Annotated in this window: 14 protein-coding genes; 10 read left to right on the forward strand and 4 right to left on the reverse strand. The window is 71.7% G+C overall.

The genetic code is table 11. The features are described from left to right. The first annotated feature begins 28 nt into the window (after positions 1-28). From IAG42_RS33620 to IAG42_RS33660, 9 genes are all read left to right on the forward strand, one after another. The gene (locus IAG42_RS33620) at positions 29-1,030 is read left to right on the forward strand and encodes an ABC transporter permease (protein ID WP_188340726.1); all 1,002 of its coding nucleotides are present in this window, start codon (positions 29-31) and stop codon (positions 1,028-1,030) included. Next, positions 1,030-2,040: an ABC transporter ATP-binding protein gene (locus IAG42_RS33625; protein ID WP_188340727.1), complete on the forward strand. Its 1,011-nt coding sequence runs from the start codon at positions 1,030-1,032 to the stop codon at positions 2,038-2,040. Before IAG42_RS33620 ends, IAG42_RS33625 begins: the two co-directional genes overlap by 1 nt. Next, positions 2,037-3,026, forward strand: a complete 990-nt coding sequence (locus tag IAG42_RS33630; RefSeq protein ID WP_188340728.1) for an ABC transporter ATP-binding protein — start codon at positions 2,037-2,039, stop codon at positions 3,024-3,026. The genes IAG42_RS33625 and IAG42_RS33630 overlap by 4 nt, the downstream gene beginning before the upstream one ends. A 5-nt stretch (positions 3,027-3,031) precedes the next feature. Further along, a complete protein-coding gene (locus tag IAG42_RS33635; RefSeq protein ID WP_188340729.1) occupies positions 3,032-4,243 on the forward strand; it encodes an amidohydrolase family protein in 1,212 nt (403 codons plus the stop codon). A 445-nt stretch (positions 4,244-4,688) separates the two neighbouring features. Then, positions 4,689-4,925: a hypothetical protein gene (locus IAG42_RS33640; RefSeq protein WP_188340730.1), complete on the forward strand. Its 237-nt coding sequence runs from the start codon at positions 4,689-4,691 to the stop codon at positions 4,923-4,925. 165 nt (positions 4,926-5,090) lie between these two features. Further along, entirely contained in the window at positions 5,091-6,314 is a 1,224-nt protein-coding gene (locus IAG42_RS33645) for an RNA-guided endonuclease InsQ/TnpB family protein (RefSeq protein ID WP_188340731.1), read from the forward strand. Positions 6,315-6,683: 369 nt separating this feature from the next. Next, positions 6,684-7,391, forward strand: coding sequence for an aspartate/glutamate racemase family protein (locus IAG42_RS33650; RefSeq protein WP_188340732.1), 708 nt, complete (start codon positions 6,684-6,686; stop codon positions 7,389-7,391). A gap of 96 nt (positions 7,392-7,487) precedes the next feature. Further along, positions 7,488-8,156: a GntR family transcriptional regulator gene (locus IAG42_RS33655; RefSeq protein ID WP_188340733.1), complete on the forward strand. Its 669-nt coding sequence runs from the start codon at positions 7,488-7,490 to the stop codon at positions 8,154-8,156. Positions 8,157-8,290: 134 nt separating this feature from the next. Beyond that, complete coding sequence (locus IAG42_RS33660) at positions 8,291-9,535, forward strand: NADH:flavin oxidoreductase (RefSeq protein WP_188340734.1); 1,245 nt, start codon at positions 8,291-8,293, stop codon at positions 9,533-9,535. A gap of 48 nt (positions 9,536-9,583) precedes the next feature. On the opposite strand, the gene IAG42_RS33665 is transcribed toward IAG42_RS33660, so the two are convergent. The 3 genes from IAG42_RS33665 to IAG42_RS33675 form a co-directional block, all read right to left on the reverse strand. Next, positions 9,584-12,340 (reverse strand): bifunctional YncE family protein/alkaline phosphatase family protein, encoded by a 2,757-nt coding sequence (locus tag IAG42_RS33665; protein ID WP_188340735.1) that lies wholly within the window; start codon positions 12,338-12,340, stop codon positions 9,584-9,586. Between the two features lie 84 nt (positions 12,341-12,424). After that, the gene (locus IAG42_RS33670; RefSeq protein ID WP_188340736.1) at positions 12,425-13,780 is read right to left on the reverse strand and encodes an ABC transporter permease; all 1,356 of its coding nucleotides are present in this window, start codon (positions 13,778-13,780) and stop codon (positions 12,425-12,427) included. Beyond that, positions 13,777-14,760: an ABC transporter ATP-binding protein gene (locus IAG42_RS33675; protein ID WP_188340737.1), complete on the reverse strand. Its 984-nt coding sequence runs from the start codon at positions 14,758-14,760 to the stop codon at positions 13,777-13,779. Before IAG42_RS33675 ends, IAG42_RS33670 begins: the two co-directional genes overlap by 4 nt. 221 nt (positions 14,761-14,981) lie before the next feature. On the opposite strand from IAG42_RS33675, the gene IAG42_RS33680 reads away from it, so the two are divergent. Continuing rightward, a complete protein-coding gene (locus IAG42_RS33680; protein WP_188340738.1) occupies positions 14,982-15,569 on the forward strand; it encodes a GNAT family N-acetyltransferase in 588 nt (195 codons plus the stop codon). Here IAG42_RS33680 and IAG42_RS33685 read toward each other — a convergent pair. Further along, complete coding sequence (locus IAG42_RS33685; protein ID WP_223206275.1) at positions 15,503-15,934, reverse strand: RidA family protein; 432 nt, start codon at positions 15,932-15,934, stop codon at positions 15,503-15,505. The genes IAG42_RS33680 and IAG42_RS33685 overlap by 67 nt on opposite strands. Positions 15,935-16,014: the final 80 nt, after the last annotated feature.

A 16,014-nucleotide genomic window follows, 5' to 3' on the forward strand; every position in this document is an offset into this window, starting at 1 on the left:
ACGAACCGACGAGCGAACTGACGAGACCATGACCAGATTCCTGCTGCGGCGCTTCGCCGCGATGATCGCCCTGCTGATCGTCATCAGTTTCGTGACCTTCAGCCTGTTCCAGCTCGGTCCGGCGGACCCGGCCGCGGCGGCCTGCGGCCAGGAGTGCACCCCTGAGCGTGTCGCCCAGGCCCGTGTCGCCCTCGGGATGGACCAGCCGTTCCTGTCCCAGTACGTCGACTACATGACGGGCCTGCTGCACGGCCGGTGGGTCGGTGCCCCCGGCAGCCAGACCCTGTGCGAATGGCCCTGCCTCGGCAAGTCGTTCCAGACCAACGAGAACGTCACCGCGATCATCGCGCGAGCCCTGCCGTACACCCTGTCCGTGGCCGTCGGCGCGATCGTCCTGTGGACCGTCGTCGGCGTCGGCCTCGGCATGCTCGCCGCGCTGCGCAAGGGGAAGTTCACCGACAAGGTCGTCGTCGGTGCCGCCTCCGTCGGCGTGTCCCTGCCCATCCCGGTGACCGGCCTGCTGCTCCTGCTGTTCTTCGTCAGCACGCTGCACGTCCTGCCGTTCACCACCAACGAGATCACCTCGCCGTTCGGGCCCGCCGGGCCCGGCGGCTGGGTCCTCAACTACCTGCTGCCGTGGGTGGCGCTCGCCGTCCTGTTCAGCGCCCAGTACATCCGCGTCACCCGCAGCAACATGCTGGAGACCTTCGGCGAGGACTTCATGCGCACCGCCCGCGCCAAGGGCCTGTCCCGGCCCAAGATCGTCTTCCGGCACGGCGCCCGGGCCGGCATCACGCCCGTCGTCACCATGCTCGGCCTCGACATCGGGCTGCTGCTCGGCGGCGCCGTCCTGACCGAGCAGATCTTCTCCGTCCCCGGCATCGGCTTCACCGCGGTGCACGCCGCCCAGTCCGGCGACCTGCCCGTGACCATGGCCATCACCATGATGGCCGCCTTCTTCATCATCGTCGCCAACGTCGTGGTCGACGCCGCCTACGCGGTCATCGACCCGCGAGTGAGGGTCAACTGATGACCACGACACCCACCCCCATGCTGGAGATCCGCGACCTGCGGGTCACCTTCCCGACCGACGACGGCCTCGTGCACGCCGTCAACGGGATGGACCTCACCCTGGCCCGCGGCGAGACCGTCGGCATCGTCGGCGAGTCCGGCTCCGGCAAGACCGTCACGAGCCAGGCCCTGATGGGCCTGCTGAAGGACACCTCCGCCCGGGTGAGCGGGCAGATCCTGCTCGACGGCACGGACCTCAACCCGCTGACCGAGGCGCAGATGCGCGCCTACCGCGGCAAGAAGATCGCCATGATCTTCCAGGACCCGCTCTCCGCGATGCACCCCTTCTACCCGGTCGGGACGCAGATCGCCGAGGCCTACCGGGTGCACAACCAGGTGTCCAAGAAGGCCGCGGCCGCCGTCGCCGTCGACATGCTCGGCCGCGTCGGCATCCCCGACCCCAGGAAGCGCTACTCGGCCTACCCGCACGAGTTCTCCGGCGGCATGCGCCAGCGCGCCATGATCGCCATGGCCCTGGTCTGCGAGCCGGAACTCCTCATCGCCGACGAGCCCACCACCGCCCTCGACGTCACCGTGCAGGCGCAGATCCTGGACCTGCTCGCCGAACTCCAGAGGGAGACCGGCACCTCGGTGATCATGGTGACCCACGACCTCGGCGTCGTCGCCGAGGTCTGCCACCAGGTCGTGGTCATGTACGGCGGCGAGTGCGTGGAGCGCGCCACCGTCTCCGACCTCTTCAAGGACCCGCAACACCCCTACACCCAGGGCCTGCTGGCGTCGATGCCGTCCCTCACCGGGCAGTCCGAGCGGCTGCGGCCCATCCCGGGCTTCCCGCCCTCGCTGCTCGCCCTGCCCGAGGGCTGCCTCTTCGCCGACCGCTGCCCCGAGGCGCACCGCGTGCCCGACGCGGCCTGCGCCACCAGCCGCCCGGCGCTCACCGGGCCCGACATCCACCCGTCGCGCTGCCACCTGACCGTCGCGGCACCGGCCCGAGAGGTGGCCCGATGACCACGACCCCGCTGCTCCAGGTCACCGACCTGACCAAGCACTTCCCGACCCGTACGAGCGCCTTCCGCTCGGGCGGCGTCGTCAAGGCCGTCGACAACGTCAGCTTCTCCGTCGGCGCCGGCCAGACCCTCGGCCTGGTGGGGGAGTCCGGCTGCGGCAAGTCCACCACCGGACGCCTCCTGATGCGGCTGCTCGAACCCACCTCCGGCAGCATCAAGCTCGACGGCCGCGAGATATCCGAGCTGCGCCGCGGCGACCTCCAGGACTACCGCCGGCGCGTCCAGATGGTGTTCCAGAACCCGTCGTCCTCGCTCAACCCGCGCCAGTCCGTCGGCAGCGCCATCGCCGCGCCGCTGCTCGCCCAGCGCATCAACCCGCCGACCGGCATCAAGGCCACCGTCCGCGACCTGATGGACCGCGTCGGACTGCGCCCCGACCACTACAACCGCTTCCCGCACGAGTTCTCCGGCGGCCAGAAGCAGCGCGTGGGCATCGCCCGAGCCCTCGCCCTGGACCCGAAGCTGATCATCTGCGACGAGCCGGTCTCCGCGCTCGACGTGTCCGTGCAGGCCCAGGTCATCAACCTGCTCGAGGACATCCAGCGCGACACCGGCGTCGCGTACCTGTTCATCGCCCACGACCTGTCCGTCGTCAAGCACTTCGCGCACCGCGTCGCCGTCATGTACCTCGGCAGGATCATGGAGCACGGCGACACCCGCGAGGTCTTCGACAACCCCCGCCACCCGTACACGCAGGCCCTGCTGTCCGCCGTGCCGCAGGCCGACCCGGACGCCGACCGCAGCGGACGCGTCCGCCTCGCCGGCGACCTGCCGAGCCCCGCGAACCCGCCGTCCGGCTGCGTCTTCCGCTCGCGCTGCCCGCTGCGCCTCACCCTCGACGAGAAGAGCGCGAGCCGCTGCGCCGACGAGGTGCCGGCCGGCAGCCCCGCCTGCCACCACATCGACATCGACATCGAAGAAAGGTGACATCCGTGCTGATCCGTGACGTCCGCCCCTGGGGCGGCGAGCGCAGCGACGTCGAACTGTCCGGCACCCGCATCGCCGCGATCCGCCCCCACGACCCGGCGGCCGCCTCGGCCGGCGAGGTCGTCGAGGGCCGCGGCCGGCTCCTGCTGCCCTCCTTCAGCGATGTTCACGTCCACCTGGACTCCACCCGCATCGGCCTGCCGTTCCGCCCGCACACCGGCGGCCCCGGCGTGTGGACGATGACGATGAACGACCGCGAGAACTGGCGCACGGCGGAGGTCCCGCTGGACGAGCGCGTCGCCGGCACCCTGGAGCGCATGATCGCCCGCGGCACCACCCGGGTGCGCTCGTACGCGCAGGTCGACGTGGACTGCAAGCTGGAGAAGTTCGACGCCGTCGTGGCCGCGAAGGAGAAGTTCGCGGGCCGCGCCGACGTCCAGATCATGACCTTCCCGCAGGCCGGCATCCTGCGGGAGAAGGGCACCGTCGACTACCTGGAGGCCTCGCTGAAGGCGGGCGCCGACGTCATGGGCGGCATCGACCCCTGCTCCCTGGACAAGGACCCCAAGCAGCACCTCGACATCGTCTTCGGCCTCGCCGAGAAGTACCAGGTCGAGGTCGACATCCACCTCCACGAGCCCGGCCACCTAGGCGTGTTCTCCACCGACCTCATCCTGGAGCGCACCCGCGCCCTCGGCATGCAGGGCCAGGTGACCCTCTCCCATGCCTACGAACTCGGCTCGATCAGCGAGTCCGTGAGCCGCCGCCTCATCGACGAGTTCGCCGAACTCGACGTCGCCATGGCCACCGTGGCGCCCTCGGTCAGCAACCAGCTGTCCCTCGCCGACCTCACCGAGGCGGGCGTCCGCGTCGGCCTCGGCGAGGACGGCCAGCGCGACTACTGGAGCCCGTACGGCAACTGCGACATGCTCGACCGCACCTGGCAGCTCGCCTTCACCAACAACTACCGGCGCGACGACCTCATCGAGATGTCGCTGGCCGTCGCCACCCTCGGCGGCGCCTCGATCATGGACCACGACGTGCCCCGCCTGAAGGGGATCGCCGACCGGCCCGGACTCGCGGCGGGCGACCGCGCCGACCTCCTCCTGGTCGACGGCGAGACCCCGAGCAGCGCCGTCATGGACCGCGGCACCGACCGCACCGTCCTGCACGACGGCGTCGTCGTCGCCGACCAGTTGGTGGTCACCGGGGTCTGAGAAGGGTCCGACATCTGGTTCCGCTTCCGTGCGGGGCGGCTCCGTGACGACGGCGCCGTCCCGCCGGACGCGTGTGCCGGGCCGCCCCGCACGGGAGCCGAACCGGGCGTCGGAAGGCTCGATTCCGGCGCTGGGGCTTGTTCCCGCACGGCTCTTGACGCCCCGGAACCCGAGGCCCCACAGTCGGGAGTTGCCCCGCCCGGTCGCAGCGACGCCAGGATCTCCGGCGTCCCGGTCGGGGCCAGTGACGCCCTCGCCGAAGCGTCCGGCCGGCCCACCCTCGCCCGCCGGGACCCTTCGGCCTGCCGGCCCACCATCCTCTCGCGCGGCCGCCGGCCCGCCCCCGCGTCCCCGGACGCCCGGCGCCGGCCCGCGCGCACTTCTTCCTTCCGCTTCCCCGGAGCGATCCGCGGAGTACTCCGCGGAGAAAAGGTGGTAGCAGGGCATGGCCGAGCACACACCGAACTCCCGCACCGCACCCCTGGACCCGCGGCACCGCGACCGCGTCTTCCGGCGGGTCGTCCTGCGGACCGTCCCCTTCATCACGATCGTCTACGTCATCGCCTGGATGGACCGCGTCAACGTCGGCTTCGCGAAGCTGACCATGCTGGACGACCTGTCCTGGAGCGAGGCCGTCTACGGCGCCGGCGCCGGCATCTTCTTTCTCAGCTGCCGGGATTGATTCGCAGTGCTCCGGACTTCAGGCCGGGGGTGAAGCGAGTTTGGTGGTGACGACGCGGAGCGTCGCGGTGGCTTTCCGGCGGAGCCGGACTTGCTGCGTGAGGGTGACATGTCGCTCGCGTGTTCCCGGCGACGGCACGGTTTCGCGTTGCTTAGTGTGATCGTCATGCAACTCCGGTACACCTTCAGGCTGTACCCGAACACCGCCCAGCAGGCCGCGTTAGCCAGGGCGTTCGGGTGCGCCCGTGTCGTGTTCAACGACGCGGTGCGCGCCCGCGAGGAAGCCCGAGAGGCCGGGCGGGCGTTTCCGACGGCCGGTGACCTGTCGAAGAAGCTGATCACGCAGGCGAAGCGGACGGCGGAGCGGGCGTGGTTGAGTGAGGTGTCCGCGGTGGTGCTCCAGCAGTCCCTGCGCGACGCCGAGACCGCCTACCGCAACTTCTTCGCCTCCCTCAAAGGCACCCGCAGGGGTCCGAGACAGGGTGCGCCGCGTTTCAAGTCCCGCAAGGATCACCGGCAGTCGATCCGGTTCACCGCCAACGCACGCTGGAGCATCGATCACGCGGGCCGGCTGAACCTGCCGAAGATCGGCGCGGTGACGGTGAAGTGGTCCCGCACCCTGCCCGCCACCCCGTCCTCGGTCACCGTGGTCAAGGATGCGGCGGGAAGGTTCTTGGCCTCGTTCGTCATCGACACCGACCCCGCTGCCGACCAGGCCCGGATGCCCGAGACCGAGGCCACCATCGGTATCGACCTCGGCCTCACCCACTTCGCGGTCCTGTCCACCGGCGAGAAGATCGACTCCCCGCGGTTCCTTCGCCGCGCGGAGAAGAAACTGAAGAAGACCCAGCGGGAACTGTCCCGCAAACAGAAGGGATCGAAGAACCGGGCCAAGGCCCGCCGGAAGGTCGCCCGCGCCCACGCAGTCGTCACCGACGCACGCCGTGAGTTCCACCACCAGCTCTCCACCCGCCTGATCCGCGAGAACCAAGCGATCGCCGTGGAGGACCTGTCGGTAGTGGGGTTGGCACGCACCAGGCTGGCCAAATCCGTCCACGACGCCGGATGGGCATCGTTCCTCGGCATGCTGAAATACAAGGCCGAGCGGTACGGCCGCACCCTGATCAAGGTCGGCCGCTTCGAACCCACCAGCCAGACCTGCTCCACCTGCGGCACCAAAGATGGACCCAAACCCCTCAAGGTGCGGGAATGGACCTGCAGTGCCTGCGGCACCCGCCACGACCGGGACATCAACGCCGCACTCAACATCAGACAGGCCGCCGGACTGGCGGCATCGGCCTGCGGAGCGCAGGTAAGACCAGAACCCGTTCTGGCGCAGCGCGAAGAAACAGGAAGCCACGGATTCCCGACCGGAAACCGTGCCGCATAGCGTGCACGGCAACCAGTCACGGAAGGCCAGAATCCCCGCCCTTCAGGGCGAGGAGCATGTCAACTCATCTCCAAGGCCCGTATTGCCGACGCCAACCGCGCGCTGAGCGTCCTCGCCTCCGGAAGGATGAACCCGCGCGCCGTCTAGACCGCCCTGCACTACGGCGCCGGCGCCAAGTTCGTCCACTTCGGCGCGCACTGCACCCACTTCATGGCCCCGGACCGCCTGCTCGACCTCGGCGAGTAACCCGGGCGCCGCACGGGGAGGCCGGGCCCGCCCGGCCTCCCCGCCGACCCCGCCGTCATCATGGGACGCTCACGTCACCCCACGCCCGAGCCCGCTCGGGCGCCCAACGAAAGGGCCCCTCCGTTGCCCCCGCACGCGCCGCACACCGGAACCCGGACCGTCCTGCTCGTCAACCCCAACACCAACCGGGGCACGACCTCGATGATGGCCGAGCTGGCCCGGAACCACCTGGCCCCCGCGGGAATCACGGTGGAGAGCCGCACCGCCGGGCAGGGCCCCTCGATGATCACCGACCCGATCACCCTCAAGGAGTCCGCCCAGCACGTCGTCGACACCGTCCGCGACCGGCTGGCCGACACCGGCGCCCCGCCCGTCGCCGCCGTGATCGTCGCCGCCATCGGCGACCCCGCCCGCGACCGCCTCGCCGACGAGATCGACGTCCCCGTCATCGGCATCGGCCAGGCCTCCGTCCACGCGGCCGCCGCCGGGGGCCGCGCCTTCGGCATGGCGACCAGCACCCCGCTGCTCGTCGACTCGCTCACCGAACTCGTCGCCCGGCACGGCCACGCCGCCGCCTTCACCGGCGTCCGCCTCACCCCCTCCGACCCGCTCCTGCTCGCCGCCTCCGCCGACCAGCAGTACGAGGAGCTCGCCGGCGCCGTCCGCGCCTGCGTCGACCGGGACGGCGCCGAGGCCGTGATCATCGCGGGCGGCCCGCTCAGCGACGCCGCCCGCCGGCTCGCCGCGCTCGGCCTCGTGGACATCGTCGAGCCCGTCCCCAGCGCCGCCGCCCTCGTCCTCGACACCCTGAATGCGCCCGCAGGCGGCTGAACCGAGCCCGCACCGCGCCCCCCGGCCTGGCGAAGACAGGCCCGTCAGGCCCAGACTGGCACCCCCGGTCCGTCGAACGAGTGTGAGCAGAGACCCGTGACGACTTCGTCCTCATCGTCCTCGAAGCTGTACCGCAACAAGAAGCCGCTGCGCGACATCGTCCGCGAACACCTGCGCAACAGCATCTACGACGGCACGCTGCCGCCCGGCACCCGCCTCGTCGAGCAGGAACTCGCCCAGCAGTTCAAGGTGTCCCGGCTGCCGGTCCGCGAGGCGCTGCGCATCCTGCACCACGAGGGCCTCGTCGAGCACCTGCCCACCCGCGGCGTGGTCGTGCGCACCCTCGACCGCCGCCAGGTCTCCGAGCTGTACGACCTGCGCGAGGCCCTCGAGGTCCTCGCCGCGCGGCAGGCCGCCGAGCGCGTCGCCGAGGGCGCGCCGACCCGGCTCTCGGCCGCCACCGAACGGGCCGGGGACGCGGCGGGCGCCGGGGACGCCTCCGCCGTGCACGACGCGAACTCCAGCCTCCACGAGGAGATCACCGCCCTCGCGGGCAACAAGCTGCTGGCCGAGACCCTGGAGCCGATCGTCGGCCGCGTCGACTGGCTGCGCCGCAAGGTCGAGGACTTCGGCATGATCCAGGCCGAGCACGAGGCCCTGGCCGCCGCCATCGTCGCCGGCGACCCCGAGGCCGCCGCCACCGCGGCCCGCGACCATGTACGCGCCTCGCGCGAGCGCACCCTCAAGGGCCTCTTCGACAGCTGACGGGAGCGGCCGGCGGCGTCGGCGGTCCCGGCCGCCGGGACACGACGATGGAAAAGTGCGGCGCGGCGTGCTGTCATGCCGTGCCGCACTTCGGCTCCGTCCAACTCGCCTGACGCGTCAGGAGGTTGACCCGCATGCCCGACCCGAGCCCCCGCCCGGTGCCCGACCCGCTCGCGCCCGCCCGCCTGGGCCCCCTCACCCTGCGCAACCGCGTCGTCAAGGCCGCCACCTTCGAAGGCATGACCCCCGACGCGCTCGTCACCGACGACCTCGTCGAGTTCCACCGCCGCCACGCCGCGGGCGGCATCGCGATGACGACCGTCGCCTACTGCGCCGTCGCCCCGGAGGGCCGCACCGAACGCCGCCAGATCTGGATGCGCCCGGAAGCCGTCCCCGGACTGCGGCGCCTCACCGACGCCGTGCACGCCGAGGGCGCCGCAGCCTGCGCCCAGCTCGGCCACGCAGGACCCGTCGCCGACGCCTCCTCCACCGGGCTGCCCGCCCTCGCGCCGCAGAGCCGGTTCAGCCCCGTCAGCCTGCGCCGCACCCGGGCGGCGACCGCCGAGGACATCGTCCGGGTCACCCGGGCCCACGCGGACGCCGCCCGGCTCGCCGTCGAGTCCGGATTCGACGCCGTCGAACTCCACTTCGGCCACAACTACCTGGCCAGCGCCTTCCTCAGCCCCAAGCTGAACCGCCGCACCGACCGCTACGGCGGCAGCCTCGCCCACCGCGCCGAGGTCACCCGCGGCATCGCCCGCGCCGTCCGCGACGCCGTCGGCGACCGCATCGCCATCACCGCCAAACTCAACATGAAGGACGGAGTGCCCGGCGGCCTCGGCGTCGACGAGTCCCTCCAGGTCGCCCGCTGGCTCCAGGACGACGGCGGCCTCGACGCCCTCCAGCTCACCGCCGGCAGCTCCCTGCTCAACCCGATGTACCTCTTCCGCGGCGACGCCCCGCTGAAGGAGTTCGCCGCCCAGTTCCCGGCGCCGCAGCGGCTCGGCATCCGCCTCTTCGGGGACCGCTTTCTGCGCACGTACCCGTACGAGGACGCGTACCTCCTGGAACACGCGCGCCGCTTCCGGGCGGCGCTCGACCTCCCGCTCACCCTGCTCGGCGGCATCACGAGCCTCGACACCATGGAACGGGCCATGAAGGAGGGCTTCCAGTTCGTGGCCATGGCCCGCGCCCTGCTGCGCGAACCCGACCTCGTCGAACGCATCGCCCGCGACCGCACGACCCCCTCCCTGTGCATCCACTGCAACCGCTGCATGCCCACGATCTACAGCGGAACCCACTGCCCGGAGAAGCCGGAGAAGCCGGAGAAGCCGGAGAAGCCGGAGAAGTCGGAGAAGACGGAGAAGCAGGGGCGGTGACACTGGGGGAGTCCCGGCGCCACCGCCCCCGCGGCTCGGCCCGGCGGATCAGCCGTCGTGCTCCGCCGAGGGGAGGAACGCGCCCGGCACGTCCTTCGGCGCGTACAGCTTGCTCTCACCCGGGTACGGCTTCTTCCACCCGTGCGTCTCGTACCACGTGAAGTGGTTCATCTGCGCGGGGTTCGCGAAGTCCGGAGTGGCGTTCGGGCCGGTCAGCCGCTGCTTCGCCTTCCAGCGGTCCCAGGTCGCCGCCAGCTCACGACGCTCCGCGGGCACCTTCAGCGTGGGCACGGCGGCCGCCGACGGGTTCTGCGCGGCCGGGGTGTCCGGACCGCAGGACGGCGGCGTCTTCAGGCCGTCGGTCAGCGGCGTCCGGTTCGGCAGCGCGGTGAACGGCGTGAGGTCGGGGTGCTGGGTGAACGCCCCGCGCATCGGCGTGGCCGCGCTGTCCTTCTGGTTCATCGGGTGGATCCCGAGGATCTGCTCGATCGTGCGGATCATCGTGATCTGCGTGTAGTAGCGGCTGTCGACGACGCCGCGGCGCGCGTACGGGCTGATGATCTGCACCGGCGCCCGGTGCCCGTCCACGTGGTCCAGGCCCGCCTGGGAGTCGTCCTCGACCACGAAGATCGCGGAGTCCTTCCAGTACTTGCTGTGCGAGATCGCGTCGACGATCCGGCCGGTCGCCAGGTCGTTGTCCGCGACCTGCGCCGCCGCGCCCGCGGGCCCGCCGGTGTGGTCGCTGGACAGCCAGAACATGTTGAGGTTCTTCGGCCCGTTCTTCTCGAAGTCACGCTTCCAGATCTCGGCCCGGTAGATGTCCGGCACGGCGGTGTCGAACTTCGCGAAGCCGTGCTCCGACACCTCGTCGAGTGACGGGATCGGCGAGGACGACACCAGGTCGTAGGCGGTGTCGGCGCCCGTGGCCCGCATGTTCTTCGCGTCGCAGTACAGGTTCTGCCAGCTCGCGCCGGCCGGCTTCGTCAGGAACTGCTGGAACTCGCCGTAGTTGCGCACCGACTTCCCGGCCGCCTGCGCCCCGGTCCAGATGAACCCGGTGCGCTGGTGCCCGAGCGCGTCGTCCTCGGTGTCGTAACTGCGCTTGTACGCACCCGCCGAGGACTCCGTGTACTCCGGATTGTCGGCCTGCATGAGCCAGTTGTGGCCCTCGGCCGAGTTCGTGCCGATGTCGTACGTGTTGTCGTACAGGCCGAACTGCTCGGCCATGGCGTGCTGGTTCGGCGTCACGTTCTCGCCGAACTGGGCGAGCGCGGGATCGCCCTCGCCCTTCTCGACGTCGCCGAAGACCTGGTCGTAGGTGCGGTTCTCCTTCACGATCAGGAACACGTGCTTGATCGTCGACGGATCGCCGAGCCGCGCCGGGACCGGCACCGGCTTCGGGGTGCGGCCCGCGGTCGCCTTGCTGACGGCGCCGCGCGTCCAGCCGTTCTGCCGGAACACCTTGCCCGTCAGCGACTTGACCGTCTTGTCGCTCGGCAGCGCGAACCGGGTGAGGCTCGACGTCGTGTCGTGCGTGCCGTGACCGGCCGCCGTGGTCGGACGCCGGGCGTCGACACCGCGGGTGTTGGAGACGACCACCTGGTCGCCGACGGTCGTGATCTCGGACGGGAAGTAGTCCGTCGGGATCAGCCCCACGTAATCGACCGGCTCCTGCGCGCTCGTGTACCGGTAGACGGCGACCGCGTTGGCCCGGCCCAGCGTCACGAGGAGGTGCCCGTCGTCGGTGAGCGTCACCGCGTCCGGCTCGTAGCCGACCTGGGCCTCCGGCCACGGCTGGGTGGCGATCGTCTGCACGACCTTGTCCTTCGCCGTGTCGATGACCGACACGTCGTTGGTGGCCGTGTTCGTGACGAACAGCGCGCCCTTCTTCGCGTACAGCGCCGTCGGGTGCAGCCCCACGTCGATGCTCGCGGTGTCCGCGGACGGGTGGGCCAGGTCGATCACGCTGACCGTGCCGGTCGTCGTCGCGGCGGTCCGCTGGTCGGCGGGAACCTGGGTGCCGTACGAGTTGATGGTGCTGTCGCCGGGCCGGGCCGGACGCCCGCCCTCGTTGCTCACGTACAGCTTGTCGCCGACGCGCACCATGTCGCGCGGTGCGTTGCCCACGGCCCAGGACTGCTTCACCGCGCCGGTGGCCGCGTCGAGCGCGACCACCTTGTTCTGCCCGTTGACCGCCGCGTACACGGTGGACGCGTCGGCCGAGAAGACGGGCTCGGCGACGAGCGCGTGCTTGGTCCCGTCGACCGGGAGCCTGATCGTGGTCGGATCGGTGACCGAACCGTCGTCGGCCACGGTGAACCGCGTGTAGCCGTCGGTCTGGCCGAGCCACAGCTGCTTCCCGTCCGGCGAGTACGTGGGCCCTTCCTGGCCCACCTCGTTCGACGCGATCCGGGGCTTGGACGCGGCGCCGCTGCCGACGAGCTGGCGCACCTTCCAGTCGTCGAGGTCGACGATGCCGAGCGCGGAGCCGCCGTCGGCGAGGGACGCGGCGAGGTGCTTCCCGTCCGGGCTCACGGTCGACGACATGATCTTGCCGTTGTCGATGACGAGCCGCTCGCCGTACGGGTCGATGTACTGGTCGGCGGAGACGACCTGGCCGCGGTCGGTGACCTGGCCGACCCGGTCCTCGCCGAACGGCGTGGTCGAGGCCAGCGCGGTGCCGGTCGCGGCGAGGGCGAGGGCGCAGATGCCCGCGAGGACCAAGGGGGTGCGACGGCCGGCGGGTCTGCGTGGGAGACCGGACCGGCCTCTCTCCACAGCCCGACGACGACGTGTCACCTGCATGGTTGTCCCTTCAGGGGTCGAGGGATTCAAGGGTTTCGAGGGGTGTGGGAGGTGGCTGGTTCGGGGTCGGCGCGGGAGTCCGGGTCAGGGGCCGGCGGAGAGCAGTTCGACGTTGCCGTCGAACTGCCACAGGGGGTTGGCGGCGTCGCCCTCGGGGGTGCGCACCAGGAAGTAGCCGTTCACTTCCTTCGGCCCGTCGCCGTCCGCCACGTACCGTCCGTCGGGTGTGACGTCGAGCTGGTAGATCGCCGAGCCGGTGGCCCGCAGCCCGGGCAGATGCCAGGAGACGACGCAGCGCCAGTCGTTGCCCGCGCCCTCGGCGCCGTCCCGTACGCCGCCCTTCGAGCAGGCGGCGGAGGCCTTCAGCTGCGCCTCGGTGACCGCGGGACGGTGCAGCTGCTCGGTCTGCGTCCGGTACAGATGGCCGAACGCCACGGCCACGGACCGCTCGACCTTCGCCTGTGTGATCCCCGAGCCCGAGGCGGGACTCGCCGCGGCGACGGCGGCCACCGAGACGGCGAGCAGCCCGGCCAGCGGCAGCGCGCCCAGGGTGATCGCGCGGCGGCCCGCACCGTCGTAGCTCAGGTCCGTGAAGTCCCGCCGCACGAACAGGACGTACGCGAGCACGGTCGCCGCCAGCGCCCAGATCAGCGCGACGAGGACGCCGGTGAGGAGCGGGGCGAGCTGCACGGGGGCCGCGAACAGGCCGCTCCAGGAGATGAAGGCGTAGCCGGGCAGCGCCGCGCGCACGGCGACCGGCACCGGAAGCATCTGCGCGAGCTGCGTCACGAGCGCGACGAGCGCGGGCAGCAGCAGGCCCATGGGAGAGCGGCCGAGGGCCACGGAGCCGAGGAGGCCGACGCCGGCGAGGGCGAGCGTCGGGGCGAGCGCGCAGAGCCAGGCGAGCAGTACCCGCAGCGCGGCGTCGCCGGGGGCGAGCTGGTGCCCGTCGAGGCCGACCAGCGGCTGGTTCCCGACCGCGAGGAGGCCGCCGAGCACGCTGGAACAGGCCAGTCCCGCCACGAGCAGCAGGAGCACGCCGAGGCTGGCGAGCGTCTTCGCCGCGAAGATCCGCCGGGGCGAGCGCACCGCGACGAGCAGGTGCCGCCAGGTGCCGAGCCGGTCCTCGGCGGCGAACACGTCACCGGCCACGAGAGAGGTCAGCAGCGGCAGCGCCCACGAGCCGGCGAATCCGAGGATCACCAGTGGGCCCGCCCAGCCCGAGGCGTGCATCCAGCGGCCGAACAGGGTGTCGGTGGGCAGTGTGCCCTGCGCGGAGACCGCCGCGACGAACAGCGCCGGTGCGATCCAGCAGGCCAGGAGCAGCAGCCGGATGCGCCACTGCGAGAGCAGCTTGACCCATTCGAAGCGCAGGCCCCGCAGGAACAGGGCGGGCTGGGGTGCGGCAACGTTGTCGGGGGCGAGCGCGACGGCACTCATCGGCCGGCCTCCTCGGTCGGGGCGTCCACCGGTCCGCTGTCCGGGTCGGTCGTGGTGAGGGCGAGGAAGGCCGCCTCCAGCGGGGAGACGACGGGCGCGAGCTCCCGTACGGCGACGCCGTCGCGGACGCAGCGGGCGACGAGCGCGTCGAGGGCCTCCGTCCGGGCGCCGACGAACAGCACCTCGGGGTCCTGGCCGATGTGTCGATCGGTGCGCAGCCGGACGCCGGGCACCTCGGCGGCGTGCGCGCGGGCCCGGTCCGGGTCCGGGGTGCGCAGCCGGTAGTCGAGTTCGCGGTTCTCGGCGGCCAGTTTGGCGAGGGGGCCGGAGAACACGACGCGTCCGGCGGCGAGGATCGTCACCTCGGAGCAGAGCGCCTCCAGGTCGTCCATGCGGTGGCTCGACAGCACGATGGCGACCCCCTCGCGGGCCAGCCGTTTCAGCACACCGTGCACCTGGCGCTTGCCGGCCGGGTCGAGGCCGTTCGCGGGCTCGTCGAGGACGAGCAGCCGGGGACGGGTCAGCAACGCGGCGGCCAGACCGAGCCGTTGCCGCATCCCGAGCGAGAAGCCGCGCGTGCGGTCGTCGGCGACGTCCGTCAGACCGACCTCCGCGAGCACGTCGTCCACGTCGGCGGGCCGGGCGGGGCCGCCGCGCAGGGCGGCCAGGGCGCGGAGGTTCTGGCGCGCGGTCAGCGACGGGTACAGACCGGGTCCGTCCACGAACCCTGCGACGCCGTCGCCCACGGCGAGCGTCCGGCCGACCGGCGTGCCGAGGATGTCGAGGTGTCCCTCGTCGGCGAGCGCGAGCCCGAGCAACAGGCCGAGCAGCGTGGTCTTGCCCGCGCCGTTGGGTCCCACGAGCCCGTGGATCTGCCCTCGGGCCACGTCCAGGTCGACGCCGTCGAGGGCGACCACGTCGCCGAACGTCTTGGTGATGCCCCGGGCCCGTATCGCCGCGGACGCCTCTGGTGTCTCCATGAGTCCCTTCCTCACAAACCCTCAAGGGACCCTAGGGACGGCGCCCGACGGCGTCAGGGACGGCGCGGAGAACACTCATGGAACAGGAAATGGATGGCCCTTCAAGCCATCGTCAAGTCACCCGGGCGCGCCGCCACTTGGGTGGCGTCGTTACGCTGCGCCCCAGCACGCGCGACGGCGCGCGGCACACGGCACGACAGTCAAGGGGCGGCAACCGGCACATGAACACGGACACACTTGTACTCGGCTCCGGGGACCTGACCCTGCGCCCCTGGGAGTCGGCCGACGCCGCCGTGCTGCCCGCCCTGATGGACGACGACGCGCTGCGCCGCTGGACGACGCACCGCGTCACCGACACGGCGGGCGCGCGGCGGTGGATCGCCGAGCAGAACGCGTCACGGGGGACGGGGGAGCGGTTCTGCTTCGCCGTCGTCGCGGACGGGGAGGTGGCCGGTCACGCGGTCGTCAAACGCCCCGGCGGGACCGGCCCGGTGGCCGAGGTCGGCTACTGGATCGGCGCACCGGCACGAGGGCGCGGCCTGGCCGGCCGCGCCGTCGCCCTGCTCACCGACTGGGCGTTCACCACTCCCGCCCTGACCCGCGTCCAGCTGATCCACAACGAGGGCAACCCCGCCTCCTGCCGCGTCGCGGAGAAGGCGGGCTTCGCCCTGACGGAGATCCTCCCCCCGCTCCCGGGGAAGCCGGGGGAGGGCCATCTCCACGTACGCGAGCGTGTGGAGCCTCAGGGCACCAGCGCCCACGCCTCCACCTCGAGCAGCAGCTCGGGCCGGAACAGCGCCGCCACCTGAACCGCCGTGCTGGCGGGCGGGCGTTCCACGTCCACGTACGCGTCGCGCGCCACCCGCACCGCGGGGAGGTGGGCCACGTCCGTCACGTAGAAGGTGAGCTTGACGACGTCGTCGAAGGTCGCGCCGGCCGCCGCGAGGCAGCGGTTCAGGTTCTCGAAGACCTGGCGGGCCTGCGCGCCGGCGTCCCCCTCGCCGACCAGCTCCCCCTTCTCGTCCACGGCGATCTGCCCCGAGACCGCGATCAACTTCCCCGTGCCGCTGACGACTTGGGTGTACCCGGTCCCCGGCGCGACGCCCTCAGGCGCGGCGATGTGCGTGAGCCGGGACTGCTTCTGCTTCTCGTTCTGCGTGCTCTTCTCGTCCACGCCCCGATCCTCACCCGACGACACCGCATCGCACCAGCGCGTATTCCGCAGGCCTGCCATGCGCTTTCGGCATCGCCTCC

The organism is Streptomyces xanthii (assembly GCF_014621695.1).
Lineage (GTDB): Bacteria > Actinomycetota > Actinomycetes > Streptomycetales > Streptomycetaceae > Streptomyces > Streptomyces xanthii.